This is a genomic window from Novosphingobium ginsenosidimutans, from assembly GCF_007954425.1.
Lineage (GTDB): Bacteria > Pseudomonadota > Alphaproteobacteria > Sphingomonadales > Sphingomonadaceae > Novosphingobium > Novosphingobium ginsenosidimutans.
Window position 1 is genome coordinate 1,326,913 of the sequence record NZ_CP042345.1, and the last position, 17,482, is coordinate 1,344,394.

A 17,482-nucleotide genomic window follows, 5' to 3' on the forward strand; every position below is an offset into this window, starting at 1 on the left:
TGCCATGTTGCAACGCGGCATTACTGCCGTTTACGTAAACGTCAACTCCGATCAGCAGCCTCAGGCTACCGCGCGGACTTCGGCGACAATCTTCTTCGCGGCATCGCCCAGATCGTTGGCGGGGACGATCGGCAGGCCCGAATTGGCCAGGATGTCCTTGCCCTGCTGGACGTTGGTACCTTCGAGGCGAACCACCAGCGGCACCGAGAGGTTCACTTCCTTGGCCGCAGCGACAATACCGTCGGCGATGATGTCGCACTTCATGATCCCGCCAAAGATATTGACGAGAATGCCCTTCACCGCCGGGTCCTTGAGGATGATTTTGAAGGCGGCCGTGACCTTTTCCTTCGAAGCACCGCCCCCGACGTCGAGGAAGTTGGCCGGAAATTCGCCGTTCAGCTTGATGATGTCCATCGTCGCCATGGCCAGGCCCGCGCCATTAACCATGCAGCCGATGTTCCCGTCGAGCTTGATGTAGGCCAGATCGAATTCGCTGGCTTCGAGCTCAGCCGGATCTTCTTCGGTGGTGTCGCGCAGTTCCAGCAGGTCCTTGTGGCGGAACATGGCATTGCCGTCGAAGCCGACCTTGGCGTCGAGGACATAAAGCTTGTTGCCCTCCGGAGTCGGGCAGACGGCCAGCGGGTTGATCTCGATCTGCTCGGCATCAGTCCCCAGGAATGCAGCGTAGAGACCCGCAAGGATCGCCTGCGCCTGCCTGGCGAGATCACCCGACAGGCCCAGCGCCTTGGCAACGACGCGGCCGTGGTGCGGCATCAGGCCGGTGGCCGGATCGATCGTCACGGTGTGGATCTTTTCGGGTGTCTCGTGCGCGACATCTTCGATGTTCATGCCGCCTTCGGTCGAGGCGACTACGGCGATCCTGCTGGTGGCACGATCGACCAGCAGCGCGAGGTAGAACTCCTTGCCGATATCCACGCCGTCGGTGATGTAGAGGCGGTTGACCTGCTTGCCGGCTTCGCCGGTCTGCACGGTGACCAGGGTATTGCCGAGCATTTCACGCGCGTGGGCTTCCACTTCCGCAAGGCTCTTGGCCAGGCGCACGCCGCCTTTGGCATCGGGGCCGAGTTCCTTGAACTTGCCCTTGCCGCGTCCGCCGGCATGGATCTGGGCCTTCACGACATAAAGCGGCCCGGGGAGCTGCTTGGCGGCGGCAACCGCCTCTTCCACCGACATGGCCGGAATGCCCTTGGGCACGGCAACGCCGAACTTCGCGAGCAGTTCCTTGGCCTGGTATTCGTGAATGTTCATCTGGGTTTTCCTGGACTGGGGATGGCCGTGAGGCGACCGGAAAGTGCCACGGGCCTAAGCACAGTGCGGCAAGCTTGAAAAGAGCCTTGATCACCCGCTTAACTGCGGATTTTGATGAAGGCTGGCTTGCCAAGGGCAGGGGCACGGCACAAATCGGGAGCAATGATCGACCGCGCCCGCCTTGAAGACATTGTCCGCGAAGCCGGGCGGATTGCGCTCGGTCGATGGCCGGGGCATGGCCATGCGCTGGAAAGCTGGGAAAAAGATCCCGGCAGCCCGGTCAGCGAGGCCGACCTAGCGGTCGACGTGTTCCTAAAGCGCGAACTCGCGGCGCTGTTGCCCTCGGCCGGCTGGCTCTCGGAAGAGACGATCGATGCGCCCGAGCGGCTTGATGGCGGTCTGCTTTGGTTGGTCGATCCGATTGACGGAACGCGCGACTACATCCGCGGCCGGCCCGGCTGGGCGGTTTCGGTTGCGCTGGTCAGTTCGGGCCGGCCCTTGCTCGGCCTGCTCTGCGCGCCGGCGCGGGACGAGCTGTGGTCGGCCGAGGCAGGGCAGGGGGCCTGGCGCAACGGGGTGAAGCTGGCCGCCAGCCGCCGGACCGAGTTTCCCGGTTCACGCGTGCCGGCTGATACCCTGCCGAAAAGCGATCTCGATTTGGTCCCGGTTGAGCGGCCCAATTCGATCGCGTTGCGGATTGCGATGGTCGCGGCAGACGAAGCCGATCTGGTTGCGACGCTGCGCTGGGGTTTTGAATGGGATATCGGTGCCGCCGCCCTGATCGCGCGCGAAGCGGGTGCGGCGGTCAGCGATGCCTTTGGCGAACCGCTAAACTACAACAAGCGCGATCCGCGGGATTTCGGCGTGCTGGTATCGGCGCCCGATATCCACGCCGCCGCGGTCGAGCGCCTAGCCGACCGGGCCAGGGCGCTCGCCGGTTAGCGGTGGTTACTGGCCGGCGCGGGCGGCCTGCACGTCTTCCTGGGTCACCGGTACGATCTTGATCTCGACCCGGCGGTTCTTGGTCCGGCCCGCCTCGGTGGCGTTGTCCGCAATCGGCATCGTTTCCCCAAAACCCTGGCTGCGGATCCGCGCTGCCGGCACGCCGCGCGACTGCAGGTAGCCCGCGACAGTGCGGGCGCGGTTTTCGGACAGAGTCTGGTTATAGGCGTCCGATCCGGTCGAATCGGTGTGACCGTAAACATCGATCAGGCTGTTGGGATACCTGATCAGGCTTTCGGCCACTTGGTCCAGCGTGGTGCGGAAGGTCGGCTTGAGTGTGTAGCTGGCGACATCGAAAGTCACGCCATCGGGCAGGTTGACCAGGATTGCCGAACCATTGTCAGTCTCGGTCACGTCGACGCCGGAGCCGGCGGTCTGCTCCTTCAGTTCCTTGATCTGCTTGTCCATCGTGTAGCCGACTGCAGCCCCGGCGATGCCGCCGATCCCGGCGCCAACGATGCGCCCTGTCTTGCCGCCGATCAGGCCGCCCAGCAGCAAGCCGGCGAGCGCGCCGCCTGCACCGCCGATTGCGGTGCGCGAGACCTTCTTCTCGCCGGTGTTGGGATCGGTAACGCAGCCCGACACGGTAACGAGCGAGAATGCGGCGAAAGCTGAAATCAGCAGGCGGGACTTCTTCATGATCTTATCCCCTTTAGGACATGGGTATTTGCAACGACCCTGCGCGCCATAACCTGAATGGAAGGTGGATGGTTGCATTGTCAATGAGTTGGGGCTTCCCCCTTCGCGGCTCGACCTATTCCTGCTAGCACTCGCCGCGTGACACCCTTTCCCTGGACCGACGTAGCTATCATTGCAGGGCTGATCCTGCTCAACGGCTTGTTCTCGATGTCCGAGCTGGCGATCGTTTCAGCGCGCCCGGCTCGGCTGAAGGTCCAGGCCGAGCGCGGCCATGCCGGGGCGAAGATGGCGCTGCTGCTTGCTTCCGATCCGGGCAAGTTCCTCTCGACTGTGCAGATCGGGATCACCCTGGTCGGGATCATCGCCGGGGCCTATTCGGGCGCCAGCCTGGGCGGGCCGACCGGTGAGCGGCTGGCCATGCTAGGCGTTCCCGAACGCTACGCCGATGTTTCCGGCTTTGCCCTGGTCATCGCGCTGACTACCTACTTCAGCCTGGTGGTGGGCGAACTGGTGCCGAAGCAGGTGGCGCTGCGCGCGGCCGAGCCGATTGCCATGCTGGCCGCCTTGCCAATGGCGATCGTGGCGCGGGTGACGGCGCCGTTTGTCTGGCTGCTTGATCGCTCTTCCGCCTTGCTGCTGCGCCTGATGGGCGTGCGCCATGGCGGCGAGGCCGGGGTGACCGCCGAAGAGCTGCACATGATCTTCGCCGAGGCGACCCGTTCTGGCGCGATCGAAGAGGACGAACGGCAGATCATGACCGGGATCATGAAGCTCGCCGACCGCCCGGTGCGCGAACTGATGACGCCGCGGACCGAGCTCGACACGATCGATCGCCGTGCCAGCGAGGACGAAATTCGCACCGCGATCAAGGGCAGCCCGCACTCGCTTCTGCCGGTCGCCGATGGCTCGCCCGACAATATCGTTGGCGTGGTCAAGGTCCGCGATGTCCAGGCGCTGCTGCTTGCCGGCAAGCGGGTCCAGATCGCGCGGGTAATGAAGAAGGCCGAGGTGGTACCCGACCAGCTTGATGCGATGGACGCACTGCGCATCCTGCAGCAATCGGGGGTATCGATGGCGCTGGTCCATGACGAGTATGGCCACCTCGAAGGCGTGGTGACTCCGGCGGACTTGCTCGAGGCGATTGTCGGCAGCTTTGCCAGCCATGCCGACGCAGGCGACGATCCGCATGTGGTGACGCGCGAGGATGGTACGCTGCTGGTGGCAGGCGCGCTGCCGGCTGATGCCCTGGCAGAGCGGCTGGGGATCGACCTGCCCGATGACCGTGACTTCGCCACTGCCGCAGGCTTCGCGCTTTGGGTGATGAAGAAGCTGCCGCATGAAGGCGAGCACTTCACCGAGCAAGGCTGGCGTTTCGAAGTGGTCGATATGGACGGCCGCAAGATCGACAAGCTGCTGGTCAGCCAGGTCGTGGAGCAGGATTGAACCCAGACCAATTCGTCACCCCCGCGAAAGCGGGGACGACGAATAAAAAGGAGAAGGGCCCGTCCGGCGGACGAGCCCTTCTGCATTCACCGATAATCCGAAAGCTCAGCCGCCGATAACGGCCTGTGCCTCGCGCCCGTCGCCCTGCGGGGCGGCGATGATGTCGCGGGTCACGTCACCCTTGGCGACTGTGTTGGTCTTGGGATCGCCAACGGTCGAGCGGATCGAGGCGGCGGCCGTCCCGGCGCGGTTGCCGGCGGTGGTTTCGATGCTGCTGCGCGGCGCAGGCGGGCCAAACAGTGCGTCCTGCGCCTGCTGGGCGGCGCTGCGGTCCGACGGACGCGGCGCGCCGGGGGCCGGCGGCGTCAGGGCGAAATCGGGCGGGATCACCAGCGGTGCCTGGCGCTGCACGGCAAACTCGTCAGGCCGGTCACGGTTGAACAGGCCGGTGCTGCCGCAGCCCGAGAGGAGCGTGGCGGAGCCAATTACGGCCAAAACCATCGATTTGCTGGCCAAGTACTTGCGCATTGTCTCAATTCTCCGTCACGGGAGCACCCGCATCGCTTTTCTGTTCCGCCTTTTCGCGGATCAGGAACGAACGGGCAAGGATAATCAGGACGCCGATGGTGATCGCCGCATCGGCCAGGTTGAAGACCAGGAATGGCCGGAAATCACCGATGTGGAAATCGGCATAGTCGACCACGAAGCCGAAGTTCATCCGATCGTCGATATTGCCGGCCGCCCCGCCCAGGACCAGCGACAGGCCCAGGATATCGGCAAAGGCCTTCTCGCGCATGATCCACACGAACACGACCAATGCAATCACACTGGTCAGCGCCACCAGCCCCCAGCGCATCTCCATCGATTGCGCGGTCAGCATGCCGAGCGAGACGCCATAATTCTCCACCCAGGTCAGGTCGAAGAACGGCAGCAGGTCAATCTTGCCCTTTTCCGGCAGGCGGAGCGTCCAGGTGACGTGGTACTTGATCCACTGGTCCAGGGCGTAGATCACTGCCGCCAGGATCAGGCCGATCAGGCGGTTGCGGGTGAACAGCTGGCTCATGCGCCGACCACGCTTTCGCAGCGGCCGCACAGATCGCCATCTTCCGCCACGTCGGGCAGGTGGCGCCAGCAGCGGCCGCACTTGTGGTCAGAGGTTCGGGTGACGGTCACGCCGCCGCCTTGCCCGCGCGTGACTTTCGCGGTGATGAACAGTTCGGCCAGATCGCCCTCGGGGGCATCGGCCGGGACAGTCACTTCCGCCTCAAGCCCCGAACCCAGCACTTTCTCCCGGCGCAGCGGTTCGATCGCTTCGAGCACCTGCCCGCGCAGGGCGCGAAGCGCGGCAAAGCGCTCCGCCAGCGCATCGTCGAGCCATTCTTCCGGCAGCTCGTGCAGTTCCTGCAGGTGCACGCTGCCGCGATCGGGGAAGCGGGTGGCCCAGACTTCCTCGGACGTGAAGACCAGCACCGGCGCGGCATAGCGGACCAGCGCCTGGAACAGGATATCCAGCACGGTGCGGTAGGCGCGGCGTTCGATCCCGGCCGGATCGTCGCAATAGAGCCGGTCCTTGCGGATATCGAAGAAGAAGGCCGAAAGGTCCTCGTTGCAGAAGTCGGTCAGCGCGCGGGTATATTCGTTGAAGTCATAGCTATCGATCGCCGCGCGGATCGTGCTGTCGAGCCGCTTGAGCTGGCCGAGCATATAGCGCTCCAGCTCGGGCATCTGCGCCACTTCGACGCCCTCAGCCGCATGGTCATAGCCATCGAGCGCGCCCAGCAGATAGCGGAAGGTGTTACGCAGCTTGCGGTACTGGTCGGACACGCCCTTCAGGATCTCGTCGCCGATCCGGTGGTCCTCGGTAAAGTCGACCGTCAACGCCCACAGCCGGATGATGTCGGCGCCGTAGGTTTCCATCACCTTGATCGGGTCGATCGTGTTGCCGAGCGACTTGGACATCTTCATGCCCTTGGCGTCCATGGTGAAGCCGTGGGTCAGGATCCGGTCATAAGGCGCGCGGCCGCGGGTGGCGCAGCTTTCGAGCAAGCTGGACTGGAACCAGCCGCGATGCTGGTCGCTGCCCTCGACATAGATGTCGGCCGGCCACGAGAGGTCGGGCCAGCGCCCTGAGTCGAGCACATAGGCATGGCTGGCGCCCGAATCGAACCAGACGTCCAGAATGTCGGCAACCGGTTCCCACTCGCTGGGATCGTACTTGCCTTCCAGGAAGCGGTGCGCGGTATCGGGGGTCCAGGCGTCCATCCCCTCGGCCCGGACCGCGGCAATGATCGCCGCGTTGACTTCCGGATCGACCAGGTAGTCGCCCGACTTGCGGTTGACGAACAGCGTCATCGGCACGCCCCAGGCGCGCTGGCGGCTGAGCACCCAGTCGGGCCGCCCCGCGACCATCGAACCGATCCGGTTGCGGCCCTTTTCTGGGGTGAACTGGACGCGTTCGATCTCGCTCAGCGCGGTTTCGCGCAGGGTGCGGCCATAGGCGAGCGGCTGGTCCATCGGCACGAACCACTGCGGGGTGCAGCGGTAGATCACCTTGGCCTTGGAACGCCACGAGTGCGGATAGCTGTGCTGATAATCGGCGCTGGCGGCCAGCAGGCAGCCAATTTCGCGCAGGTCCGCACAGATCGGTCCGTCGGGCGCGTTGAACTTGGGGTTGATGACCGAGCCCTGCCCGCCCAGCCAGCCCCAGTCCTCGCGGTACTTGCCATCGCCTTCGACCGCGAACTTGGGGTTCAGGCCGTGCGCCTTGCACAGCTCGAAATCGTCCTCGCCGTGGTCGGGCGCCATGTGGACCAGGCCGGTGCCGCTGTCGATGGTGACGAAATCGCCGGGGAGCAACGGCCGCGGTTCGGCAAAGAACCCGCCGAGGTGGTGCATCGGGTGGCGGGCCACGGTGCCGGCGAGGTCGGAGCCCTTTAGTGCTTTGACTGGAATGAGTTCGTCGCCGATGCGCGCGCCGAAAGCTGCCATCAGCTCCAGTCCGACCAGATACTGGCGGCCATCATAGTTGCGCTTCCGGCAAAGGCGGTATTCGACCTCCGGCCCATAGGCGACCGCCTGGTTCACCGGGATCGTCCAAGGCGTGGTCGTCCAGATCACCGCGTGGGCGCCGACCAGTTCGGGGATCGTGCTTTCGACAATCTCGAAGGCCACGTCGATCTGGGTCGAGGTGATGTCCTCGTACTCGACCTCGGCTTCGGCCAGCGCCGTCTTTTCGACCGGGGACCACATCACCGGCTTGGCCCCGCGATAGAGCTGGCCGCTCTCCGCGAACTTGAGCAGTTCGGCGACGATCGTCGCCTCGCTCTCGGGCTGCATGGTCAGGTACGGGTTATCCCAATCGGCCATCACCCCCAGCCGCTTCAGCTGCCCGCGCTGCACATCGACCCAGTGCTGGGCATAGGCGCGGCATTCGGCGCGGAATTCAAGGAGCGGAACCTCGTCCTTGTTCTTCTTGGCCTTGCGGTACTGCTCCTCAACCTTCCATTCGATCGGCAGGCCGTGGCAATCCCACCCGGGCACATAGGGCGCGTCCTTGCCCAGCAGGTTCTGGGTGCGGCAGACCATGTCCTTGATCGTATGGTTCAGCGCATGGCCGATATGCATGTCGCCGTTCGCATAGGGCGGGCCGTCATGGTACATGAACTTGGGCCGGCCGCGGCGGGCATCGCGCAGCTGCTCGTAAAGCTTCTCGGCCTCCCAGCGCGCCTGAATGCCGGGCTCCTTCTGAGGCAGGCCCGCCTTCATGGGGAACTCGGTCTTCGGCAGGAAGACGGTGTCTCGGTAGTCGCGCTTCTCAGTCATGGCGTGCCGCCGTTAGAGCAAAGGCACAAGTCGCGCCAGTCCCGGCTTAATCACGCGCCGCGCGCCGGGCATCGAGCGCCTTGGCCAGTTCGGCCTGCTCGCGCGGGTTGCGCTTGTTGAAGGCCGGGCGCAGCGCCGGACCGACGCTCCAGATATCGTCCACCCAGACATAGCCGGTGAAGCTTGCCGGAATCTCGCCGACCTGCTCGGGCAGATCCAGGCCGCGCGGCTTGTCGGCGCTGGGCCCGATCAGCATGACCTTGGCTCCAGCAGCTTCCATCCGCGCCTGCAGCCGGTTGGGCCAGCCGGCAAAGGCCCACTGCCGGTTGAGCGGAATGGCGATCATGCTGCCCTGGCAAGCGGCTGGGGTGAGGCCGAGCCAGCCCTGCCACAGGTAAGCGCGGGTGCAGGCTTCGACCTGCTCGTCGCTATAGGCCAGCACCCCGGGCCAGGCCGCACGGATCGGGGCGAGAGCGGCCTCTGACCCGGAAAAGGCATCGCGCCGCGCCACCGGATCGCGCCCGGTGGCTTTCAGCGCCGCAACGAACCGCGCCGCAGTTGCGCCATCGGCAAAACGCAGGTTGAACAGCAGCGCGGTATCGCCCGCGGTGGCCAGCGCCTCTTCCAGGCTCGGGATCAGGCCCTGGCCAAGGCCGCGCAGCGGGAAGGTCTTGCCGCCATCGGGGCTGTAATCGTACCCGGCGTCGAGCGCCTTCAATTGCTCCAGCGTCTGGGCACTGACCGGGCCCGTGCCATTGGTGCGGCAATCGAGCGCCGCCTCATGAAACAGCACAAACCGGCCATCGGCGGTGGGGGCTGGATCGATCTCGATCATCTGCGCCCCCAGCCGCTTGGCCTGGGCGAGGGCGGGCAAGGTGTTCTCGATAAAGTCGTGGATCGGCGGCTCGATCGCCTGGGCCTTGCAGTCGCCCGCCGCATCGGGGCGGGGCAGCTGCATCAGCCCGCGGTGCGCGACCAGTTTGACGTAACCCCTGGGACTATCCGCCAGCCACGAGGCGTTGACGAAAGTCAGCACCAGGAAGGCGAGGGCGAGAACGAAGCCGATCCGCCGGCCCCATACCGTCATGCCAGGAGCTTTCGTGCCTGGTCACAATCGACCAGCATCTGCTGGGTCAGCGCATCCAGGCTGTCGAACTTGGCCTCGGGTCGCAGGAAATGGTGGAACGCCACCTCGATCTCCTGCCCGTAAAGATCGCCCGACCAGTCAAAGAAATGCGGCTCCAGCAGTTCCTTGGGCGGGTCGAAGCTGGGGCGGATGCCGAGGTTGGCCGCGCCGTGGAGGCGGGTGCCATCCGCCAGCTGCGAGGAGACGGCATAGATCCCGTAATGCGGGCGCAGATAGTTGCCGAGCGGCAGGTTGGCCGTGGGAAAGCCGATCGTCCGCCCAACCTTGTCGCCATGCTGGACCACACCGCGGATTGCGAAGGGGCGGGTGAGCAGGCGGGTCGCGGTCTCGCAATCGCCGGTCTTGAGCGCCTCGCGAATGCGGCTGGATGAGACGACTTCACCGTCCAGCATGACCGGGCCGACCGCGCGCGAGGACAGGCCCAGTTCGGCCCCGCGGGTCTTGAGCAGTTCGATATTGCCGCCGCGGCCCTTGCCGAAAGTGAAATCCTCACCAGTCACCACGCCCGCCGCACCCAGCCGTTCGACCAGCAGCTTGGCCATGAAATCCTCGGCCGTGGTCGAGGCCAGTTCAGCGTCGAACGCGAAGACTAGCATGGCATCGGCCTCTGCCGCCGCGAACAGTTCCTGCCGCTGGTCCAGCGTGGTCAGCCGGAACGGCGCGGCATCGGGCTTGAAGAAGCGCACCGGGTGCGGATCGAAAGTCGCGACGATCGCCGGGCGGCCCTCCGCCCTGGCCCAGGCAATCGCTTCGCCCGCCACGGCCTGGTGGCCCAGGTGGAAGCCATCGAAATTGCCCAGCGCGATGATCGCGCCGCGCAAGGGATCGGGCATGGGGTCAGAGGCAAGAAGGCGCGGGATCGTCATTACGGCAGCGTCGTCTCGTTCAAGGGCATGATCCCGGCGCGGATCACGCGCAGGGCGTTGCCGCCCATCACCGCGCGAATTTCATCGGGCGTAAAGCCTTCGTCCAACAGCGCCTGGGTGACCTGGACGAGACCGCTGGTGTCGAACCGCACGGTGGTCGCCCCGTCATAGTCGCTGCCGAGGGCCACGTGGCTAATGCCGACCAGATCGCGGACATGCTTCATCGCCTTGGCGGCGGCGCGTGGGGACGTGTCGCAGATTGCGCCGTCCCAATAGCCGATGCCCACGATCCCGCCGGTCTTGGCGACAGCGCGGATCTCGTCATCGGAGAGGTTGCGGTTGGTCTTGCAGGTCGCCTGGACCCCGCCGTGGCTGGAAACGACCGGGCGGCGCACCTTGGGCAGGAGTTCGGCCACGCCCTGGTGCGAAAGGTGGGCGATGTCGATAATTATCCCCAGCTCTTCCATCCGCGCCACGACCTGCCAGCCGAGCGGCGTGATCCCGCCCTTCTTCACCCCGTGCATCGACCCGGCGATGTCGTTGTCGAAGAAGTGCGATAGGCTGGCCATCCGGAAGCCGGCGGCGTGGAGCTTGTCGAGGTTTGCGAGCTGGCCTCCGAGGCTTTGCAGGCCTTCGATGGTGAGCATGGCGCCGACTGGTCCCTTGCCTGCCTGCCGCGCCCCGAGCAGCGCGTCGAGCGAGGCCGGATCACTGACCTTGGCCAGCTTGCCGCCCGAATTGGCGACCGCCCTGTCCAGCTTCTCGCCATGGAAAAGCGACCGCTCGGTCAGCGAGAACCAGGTCCGGACCGGCTGGAGCTGGGCAATCACCAGCGGGGTAATGTTGTCAGTCTCACCCGAGTTGCCATCATAGTTCTGCCCGCGCGGGGTCTTGGTGACACTCGAGAAGAGCTGCAGCGCAACGTTGCCCGCTTGCAGCCGGGGCAGGTCTTCGTGGCCTCGGTCGGCGGCTTTCAGCAGGTCGCGCCGCCACATCAGCGTATCGGAATGGAGATCAACGATCTGTAAGGTCTGGTGCAGCGCCTTGGCCTCGGCGCTGACGGGAATGCCAGGCTGGCCGTCGATCTTGTTCATGCCAGCTTCGACATAGCCGGGGGCAATGCCGAAAAAGCCGACCGCACCCAGCGCCAGCGCGGCCAGCGGCACCCAGACCCGTTTGCGCATCGCTATCCCCTTCTCCGTTCCCGTCAGGCGGGTTTACGTTGCAGGGTGACGAAAGCAAACCCCGGCAAACGTCCATCCGCCGGGTGTTCCTCACGCGCCGTTTCGGTCCACTGGCTGCGGTCGAATTCGGGGAAACGCGTGTCACCCGTGGGTTCGGCAGCCACCTCGGTCCATTCAATCCGGTCGGCATAGGGCAGGAACTGGTGATAAATCTCTGCCCCACCGATCACCGCGATATGCGGCGCATTGGCAAGGGCAATTGCCTCTTCGGGCGAGTGGGCAACTTCCGCACCTTCCTCGGCCCAGTCGGTATCGCGGGTCAGCACGATATGACGGCGGCCGGGCAGCAGCCCAGGCAGCGATTCAAAGGTCTTGCGGCCCATGATCATCGGCTTGCCCGTGGTCAGCGCCTTGAAATGCCGCAAGTCAGCCGGAAGGTGCCAAGGCATGCCTCCGTCGTTCCCGATCACGCCATTGGCCGCAACCGCGACCACGAAGAAGATTTCGCGCTGTTTCACAGGGTCAGCCGGGTGACGTGGCCCATCTTGCGGCCGGGGCGCGCGGCGGCCTTGCCGTAGAGATGCAGGTGGTTGCGTGGGTCGGACAGGATCGGGGCCCAGTCATGTGCCTCGTCGCCGATCAGGTTCCACATCTCCACGCCCCGCGCTGCCAGCGCCGGATCGCCCAGCGGCAGGCCGCAGATCGCGCGGACATGGTTCTCAAACTGGCTGGTGAGCGCGCCCTCGATAGTCCAGTGGCCGGAATTGTGGACCCGCGGGGCCATCTCATTGAACACGGGGCCGTCAGCCGTCGCGAAGAACTCCAGCGTCAGCACTCCGACGTATTCGAGCGCCGCGGCCACCTTGGCGGCCAGTTCACGCGCGGCCGGTACCTGTCCCGCAACATCCGCCCTGGCGGGCACGGTCGAGCGATCAAGGATGCCGCCCTTGTGGAGGTTTTCGGCGCTGTCCCAGAACACGATCGTGCCGTCCTGGGCACGGCACAGGATCACGCTGAACTCCGCCGTGAAGTGGACGAAGCCTTCATAGACCAGCGGCTGGCCCGTCAGCACCACGCCATCGGCATCGTGATCAGCCATGATCCGCCACTGGCCCTTGCCGTCATAACCATCGCGCCGGGTCTTGAGGATGCCGGGCGAGCCGATGGTTTCGAGCGCCTGGGCAAGGTCTTCGGCCGTATCGACTGCTGCAAAGGGCGCGGGCCTGCCCCCAAGATCGGTGACGAACCGCTTCTCGTTCAGCCGGTCCTGCGCCACTTCCAGCGCGCGGGCATTCGGCAGCAGGGCGACATCGCCGAGCGCCCTGAGCGGGGCGACCGGCACATTCTCGAACTCATAGGTTACCACGGCACAGTCGGCGGCAAAGGCGGCCAGGGCGGTGGCATCGTTCCACTGGGCACAGGTGAACTGCGCGGCGACGTCAGCCGCGATCGAATCGCGCTCGGGCGCGAAGATATGGACCCGGTAACCCAGCCGCGCCGCAGCCATGGCCAGCATTCGGCCCAGCTGGCCGCCCCCGAGAATGCCGATCGTTTCGCCCGGGGGGATCAACATGGCCTCAGCTCGGTCGCTCGGCGACGCTGGCGCTTTGCGCGGTGCGGAAGGCCTTGATCTTTTCCGCCAGCGCCGGGTCGGTCGTCGCCAGGATCGCGGCGGCGAGCAGCCCGGCATTGGTTGCGCCGGCTTCGCCAATCGCCAGGGTGCCGACCGGGATGCCAGCGGGCATCTGCACGATCGAGAGCAGGCTGTCCTGGCCCGACAGCGCCTTGGACTGCACCGGCACGCCCAGCACCGGCAGGTGCGTCATGCTGGCCACCATGCCCGGCAGGTGTGCGGCACCGCCAGCCCCGGCGATGATCACCTTGAAGCCTTCATCGGCGGCACCTTCGGCAAAGGCCACCAGCCGCTGCGGGGTGCGGTGGGCCGAGACGATCCGCGCGTCATAAGCCACGCCCAGCTTGTCGAGCGCGTCGGCGGCGCACTTCATCGTCGCCCAGTCCGACTGGCTGCCCATGACGATGGCGACAGGTGCGCTCATCTCAACGCTCCGACAGGTAATAGCGCTCAAGCGCGGTCAGGGTGTCGTCCAGTTCATAGACGATCGGCTGCCCAGTCGGAATCTCCAGGCCGGTGATGTCGGCATCGGAAATGCCCGATAGGTGCTTGACCAGCGCGCGCAGCGAATTGCCGTGCGCGGCCACCAGCACAACCTCGCCCGCCTTCAGCGCCGGGGCAATCGCCGCCTCGTAATAGGGCAGGACGCGGGCGATAGTGTCCTTGAGGCTCTCGGTCGACGGGATCGCGATCCCGGCATAGCGCGGGTCGGCCTTGAGATCGAACGCAGAGCCGTCTTCCAGCACCGGCGGCGGAATGTCGAAGCTGCGCCGCCAGATCTTGACCTGCTCATCGCCGTGCTTGGCAGCGGTCTCGGCCTTGTCGAGCCCGGTCAGCCCGCCATAGTGCCGCTCGTTGAGCCGCCAGTCCTTGGTTTCGGGGATCCAGACCCGGCCGGCGGCTTCCAGTGCCAGGTGCAGCGTGCGAATCGCGCGGGTCTGGAGTGAAGTGAAGGCCAGTGTCGGCAGCATGCCCTTCGCCTTCAGCAGCGCCCCAGCTGCGCGGGCCTCTTCCTCGCCCTTGGCGGTCAGGTCGACATCCCACCAGCCGGTGAAGCGGTTTTCGAGATTCCACTGGGACTGGCCATGACGGACGAGAATCAGGCGCGGCAAGGGCTTGGCTCCGCAATTGACTTAGGAGCACCCGCCCCTAGCGAGGCTCTGTGCCTTTGGGAAGGGGCGGATTACCTTCGGAAAGCGCGCGCGCCTGCTCCTTGCGCCGCCGCAGGTTTTCCCTGAGCTTCGCGGCCAGGCGCTCTTCGCGTGAGAGGTTGCTGTCTTTACCCATCGGCAATCACATAGTCGCTAACAGGCTCACGCTTGACAAAGCAAGGGGGCACGGCCAATAGCGCGCCCCTGCCCGGACCGGCCTTGCCGCTGCGGGCTATCCGAATGGTTGGCTGCTGTAGCTCAGTGGTAGAGCGCATCCTTGGTAAGGCTGAGGTCGGGAGTTCAATCCTCCCCAGCAGCACCATTCCACTCCTCAAGAACCTGATCCCCACACATTTTTCAGCCTCTCGCAAGAGAGGCCGGAAACTGTGCGCTTTGTCAGCCAGGGTTGGTGAGCCACTACTGGCCTCAACGGCGCCATTGCCTTGCTTGAGCCGGAGGAGAGTGAAGGGTCCTCGCTCGTTTTGTGCAGATGCCGCCGGGTGAGGGGTTGGAGGCGTTCGGCAGGGCCGTAGCGACGTTTGGCGTCATTCGGCGAAGCCGGAGCGCCTCCGCAATCCGAACTAGATCCGGCCGCCTAATTTATGGTTAACAGAATGTCGCAGCCCAACCCGGTAATTCTGCGCACAGCGATCAGGAGTACACACTCTCAAGCCTTGCTCTACCGTCGGCAGACAGCTTGAACCGATCTGCGTGCATTGCTTCGATAAAGCCCCGATCAACCAGAATCAGCAGCCATCGGCGGGCTGCCTCTGACGATAACCTTGCAGCGCCAGCAATGATCTCGAACGGCAGACCCCCTTTGCTGGCTTCTCTTCCGAGGAGCACGAGAATCGACATTGCCGGGTCATGAAAAAGGTCGGCACCAAAGACCCGGTCACGGCGCTCACGCACGATCCTGACGAGGTTTAGCCAGTCATCAAGGGGGATGTCGGTATCGCTGATGAGATGCGTGGGAAGTGCGGGTTTCGAACTGCTCATCGGATGCCCCCTGACGCGCCATGCCAATATGAATGCAGATTCAAGAAACGCAACAAAAAAACATTGGCCTGGGCGGAAGTGTAATTTGATTCCAAGCGGCCGGGTCCGCCATACCATTGGTAGTGCATCAACTATGGGGTTGCCCTGATCTGAAGATAAGCCGAAGGTTCCGACGACTGTCGTAGTGGCGATCCAGACTTAGCTAACCTTTCTGACACGGGTGGCGAACAACCCATGCCGACGGACGACCACCCACTCGAGCCGCCTGGCGCGTCCTACCCGCGCAGGGAAGAGCTGCGCCAGCGCCTGCTGATGATCTTGGCCGATCTCGATCGCCTGGGAGACTGGATGGCGGCAGTCCACGTGCAGACCGCCATCGACTGTCTCGGGACGGACCGTGGCCGCTCGGAAGAGCAATAGCGGGATCTGTCGGCTTCGGAAGGTTTCCAGGGATGCACATTGCCGGTTAGCGACCGCTAGGTCTGCCAACCCTGCTTTGAATTCTGATCATCCCTTAATTCTATAGAGGGGTAAGGCTACTGCCGAACCAAACGCGATTGCCGTCAAAATCATAAGCTGAAAAATCCGAGGTAAGATCGAAAAATTCTACTCATGCAGCTTCTGACTTACAAATTCTATTGTGTCAGGATGAACTGTCACAAGCTCATGATCTGCCTTTAGCACCTTAATACCCTTGGCCTGGCCGGCAACGAAATCTGAAATATTGGAAGGCGGAGAAATTTGGTCCACACTTCGCAACACTAAATAGTAATTTACCCCTGACGCTGCTAGTCGACTGTATAAATCTTTTAGCCAAGGATTTATGGTTTCGTCGCGGCGATTCGACAGATCACCGAACCAGGATCTCTCAAGTCTTGTCTGGTATAATATTGCCCTCTCTGTCGACCTATAAATATCGGGTCGAAGTAGCTTGGTGAACGGTGCGACCAGAATGATTTTATCTGGCTTTGCCGCATTAAACTGGGAGGTCGACACTGCGGGAACAGCCCCAAAACTTACACCGACCACATCGTAACTGTATCTATTGAAATATTTTAATAGAAATCTCTGAAACTTTTGAGCATCCGTCTCGAACGCTCTCAAGCCAAGCCTCACTAGGCGGCGAGATGTTTCAGAGCCAGCGCCAACGGATCCGCTGGTATATGGGACGACCACAATTCTGCCATCGCGAAGCATCTCCTCAATGATTGGCCCCGGAAAACTATTGAAAAACTGTCCAGACGGGCCGCCAAAGAAATAGACGACTAGCTTCGCGCTCCTCCGGCGATTGATTGGAACAATAACTTTTATCGGGAGTCCTTCGTGAACGAAACTCTTTACTTCGTACGGAGACCGAGCCTCCCGATAGCAGGAGGCTGATGTCGTTTCTCGATTGCTCGGGCCCCAGGAATCAGTTGTCTGACCGCCTTTTACCGAGCGAGCAAATGCGTCACTTCCGCTTCTAAGCAAAATTGACTGATCGACAAAGAAATCTTCAAAGCCCGCAGCAGTTTTGAACGGTCGATCGATGATTTGCAAATCGGGACCTTTGGCAGTTAACTTTAAACCTGCACTCTGAAGTTGGTCAATGTCCATATTTAGATCATATATGTCGGTTTCCGATAGATCAGACCTGTAAAGTTTATTGAAAACAAATGAAAGCCGAAGATTACCATTGTCACTTATAATAAATGATCGAGTAGAGTATTTGAAGTGAAATGCAAATATGCTTTGATCAGAATTGATGGTATCTGCGATTTCCATCTTGGTCTTCAATACTTGGGCGACAAAGCTATCGACGCTCGTTTCATTTGTTATATTGAAATTTGAAACATTCTCGAAATCATGAATTTTAACTGACCTTTTCTCAATCACCTCGGGCAATTCATTGTTGCTGAACTTAATTCGACTGATCCACTTTTCGTCATCGTGAACAATGAATAAATCTGACGAATTGCTGATACCGACAACTCTAAGCCCGTCGCTGGCTGACATTCGATACTGGCAGAATCCTGTCTTGCCGGACCGAGTGACGCATCCGGGTGCCGCGACTACAATTTCCGATCTTGCCTTGAATGGAGAGCGGCTGTTTTCGCGAACCACGGATTGATCATTAAAGAAAAAAAGCCCCTAGCAACTCGGAAAGGTTGAAATGATGCGCATATATTCTTTATTTCAATTTTTGAAATTTGAATATTTGGTTCGTATCGCGCGAATCCGATTGGTTCGGTCTGCGATGTTAGCAATGATGAGTCTGCGAACAGGCAGAAGGATGCGGCAGCAATTGATGCTGCCGCACCGAGTTTTATGAAAGAATAATGCTTATC

Annotated in this window: 18 protein-coding genes and 1 tRNA gene; 4 read left to right on the forward strand and 15 right to left on the reverse strand. The window is 62.8% G+C overall.

Annotated features, from left to right (window positions below; genetic code table 11):
* Positions 1 to 60: 60 nt before the first annotated feature.
* Positions 61 to 1,269, reverse strand: a complete 1,209-nt coding sequence (sucC, locus tag FRF71_RS06680) for an ADP-forming succinate--CoA ligase subunit beta (RefSeq protein ID WP_147089851.1) — start codon at positions 1,267 to 1,269, stop codon at positions 61 to 63.
* 162 nt (positions 1,270 to 1,431) lie between these two features.
* On the opposite strand from sucC, the gene FRF71_RS06685 reads away from it, so the two are divergent.
* A complete protein-coding gene (locus FRF71_RS06685) occupies positions 1,432 to 2,211 on the forward strand; it encodes a 3'(2'),5'-bisphosphate nucleotidase CysQ (RefSeq protein WP_147089853.1) in 780 nt (259 codons plus the stop codon).
* 6 nt (positions 2,212 to 2,217) lie between these two features.
* Here the strand turns inward: FRF71_RS06685 and FRF71_RS06690 are convergent, their stop codons facing one another.
* The gene (locus FRF71_RS06690; RefSeq protein WP_147089855.1) at positions 2,218 to 2,910 is read right to left on the reverse strand and encodes a YiaD family glycine zipper/OmpA-like lipoprotein; all 693 of its coding nucleotides are present in this window, start codon (positions 2,908 to 2,910) and stop codon (positions 2,218 to 2,220) included.
* Between the two features lie 138 nt (positions 2,911 to 3,048).
* Between FRF71_RS06690 and FRF71_RS06695 the strand changes: the two genes are divergently transcribed.
* The gene (locus FRF71_RS06695; RefSeq protein ID WP_147089856.1) at positions 3,049 to 4,353 is read left to right on the forward strand and encodes a hemolysin family protein; all 1,305 of its coding nucleotides are present in this window, start codon (positions 3,049 to 3,051) and stop codon (positions 4,351 to 4,353) included.
* Positions 4,354 to 4,458: 105 nt separating this feature from the next.
* Here the strand turns inward: FRF71_RS06695 and FRF71_RS06700 are convergent, their stop codons facing one another.
* From FRF71_RS06700 to FRF71_RS15495, 11 genes are read right to left on the reverse strand one after another with little or no spacing between them, the layout of a single operon-like run.
* Positions 4,459 to 4,881 (reverse strand): DUF3035 domain-containing protein, encoded by a 423-nt coding sequence (locus FRF71_RS06700; protein ID WP_147089858.1) that lies wholly within the window; start codon positions 4,879 to 4,881, stop codon positions 4,459 to 4,461.
* A 4-nt stretch (positions 4,882 to 4,885) separates the two neighbouring features.
* Entirely contained in the window at positions 4,886 to 5,416 is a 531-nt protein-coding gene (gene lspA, locus FRF71_RS06705; protein ID WP_147089859.1) for a signal peptidase II, read from the reverse strand.
* Positions 5,413 to 8,175, reverse strand: a complete 2,763-nt coding sequence (gene ileS, locus FRF71_RS06710; protein ID WP_147089860.1) for an isoleucine--tRNA ligase — start codon at positions 8,173 to 8,175, stop codon at positions 5,413 to 5,415. Before ileS ends, lspA begins: the two co-directional genes overlap by 4 nt.
* A gap of 46 nt (positions 8,176 to 8,221) precedes the next feature.
* Positions 8,222 to 9,262, reverse strand: coding sequence for a glycerophosphodiester phosphodiesterase family protein (locus FRF71_RS06715; RefSeq protein WP_147089862.1), 1,041 nt, complete (start codon positions 9,260 to 9,262; stop codon positions 8,222 to 8,224).
* Positions 9,259 to 10,188, reverse strand: coding sequence for a bifunctional riboflavin kinase/FAD synthetase (locus FRF71_RS06720; RefSeq protein WP_147089864.1), 930 nt, complete (start codon positions 10,186 to 10,188; stop codon positions 9,259 to 9,261). The genes FRF71_RS06715 and FRF71_RS06720 overlap by 4 nt, the downstream gene beginning before the upstream one ends.
* Complete coding sequence (locus FRF71_RS06725; RefSeq protein ID WP_147089865.1) at positions 10,188 to 11,372, reverse strand: dipeptidase; 1,185 nt, start codon at positions 11,370 to 11,372, stop codon at positions 10,188 to 10,190. The genes FRF71_RS06720 and FRF71_RS06725 overlap by 1 nt, the downstream gene beginning before the upstream one ends.
* A gap of 23 nt (positions 11,373 to 11,395) precedes the next feature.
* The gene (locus FRF71_RS06730; protein ID WP_147089867.1) at positions 11,396 to 11,890 is read right to left on the reverse strand and encodes a dihydrofolate reductase; all 495 of its coding nucleotides are present in this window, start codon (positions 11,888 to 11,890) and stop codon (positions 11,396 to 11,398) included.
* Entirely contained in the window at positions 11,887 to 12,942 is a 1,056-nt protein-coding gene (locus FRF71_RS06735; RefSeq protein ID WP_147091554.1) for a 5-(carboxyamino)imidazole ribonucleotide synthase, read from the reverse strand. Before FRF71_RS06735 ends, FRF71_RS06730 begins: the two co-directional genes overlap by 4 nt.
* Before the next feature lie 7 nt (positions 12,943 to 12,949).
* On the reverse strand, positions 12,950 to 13,429 hold the full coding sequence (purE, locus tag FRF71_RS06740) for a 5-(carboxyamino)imidazole ribonucleotide mutase (protein WP_147089869.1): 480 nt from the start codon (positions 13,427 to 13,429) through the stop codon (positions 12,950 to 12,952).
* 1 nt (position 13,430) lies between these two features.
* Positions 13,431 to 14,117 carry a 2,3-diphosphoglycerate-dependent phosphoglycerate mutase gene (gene gpmA, locus FRF71_RS06745; RefSeq protein ID WP_147089871.1) on the reverse strand — a complete coding sequence of 229 codons (687 nt, stop codon included), beginning with the start codon at positions 14,115 to 14,117 and terminating at the stop codon, positions 13,431 to 13,433.
* Between the two features lie 37 nt (positions 14,118 to 14,154).
* Positions 14,155 to 14,292, reverse strand: coding sequence for a hypothetical protein (locus FRF71_RS15495; RefSeq protein WP_192900042.1), 138 nt, complete (start codon positions 14,290 to 14,292; stop codon positions 14,155 to 14,157).
* 111 nt (positions 14,293 to 14,403) lie between these two features.
* On the opposite strand from FRF71_RS15495, the gene FRF71_RS06750 reads away from it, so the two are divergent.
* A tRNA-Thr gene (locus tag FRF71_RS06750) sits at positions 14,404 to 14,478 on the forward strand.
* A 329-nt stretch (positions 14,479 to 14,807) separates the two neighbouring features.
* Here the strand turns inward: FRF71_RS06750 and FRF71_RS06755 are convergent.
* Complete coding sequence (locus FRF71_RS06755) at positions 14,808 to 15,155, reverse strand: hypothetical protein (protein WP_147089872.1); 348 nt, start codon at positions 15,153 to 15,155, stop codon at positions 14,808 to 14,810.
* 234 nt (positions 15,156 to 15,389) lie between these two features.
* Between FRF71_RS06755 and FRF71_RS06760 the strand changes: the two genes are divergently transcribed.
* Positions 15,390 to 15,575, forward strand: a complete 186-nt coding sequence (locus FRF71_RS06760; RefSeq protein ID WP_147089874.1) for a hypothetical protein — start codon at positions 15,390 to 15,392, stop codon at positions 15,573 to 15,575.
* A gap of 186 nt (positions 15,576 to 15,761) precedes the next feature.
* Here FRF71_RS06760 and FRF71_RS06765 read toward each other — a convergent pair whose 3' ends face one another.
* Positions 15,762 to 17,258 carry a hypothetical protein gene (locus FRF71_RS06765; RefSeq protein WP_147089876.1) on the reverse strand — a complete coding sequence of 499 codons (1,497 nt, stop codon included), beginning with the start codon at positions 17,256 to 17,258 and terminating at the stop codon, positions 15,762 to 15,764.
* Positions 17,259 to 17,482 lie beyond the last annotated feature (224 nt).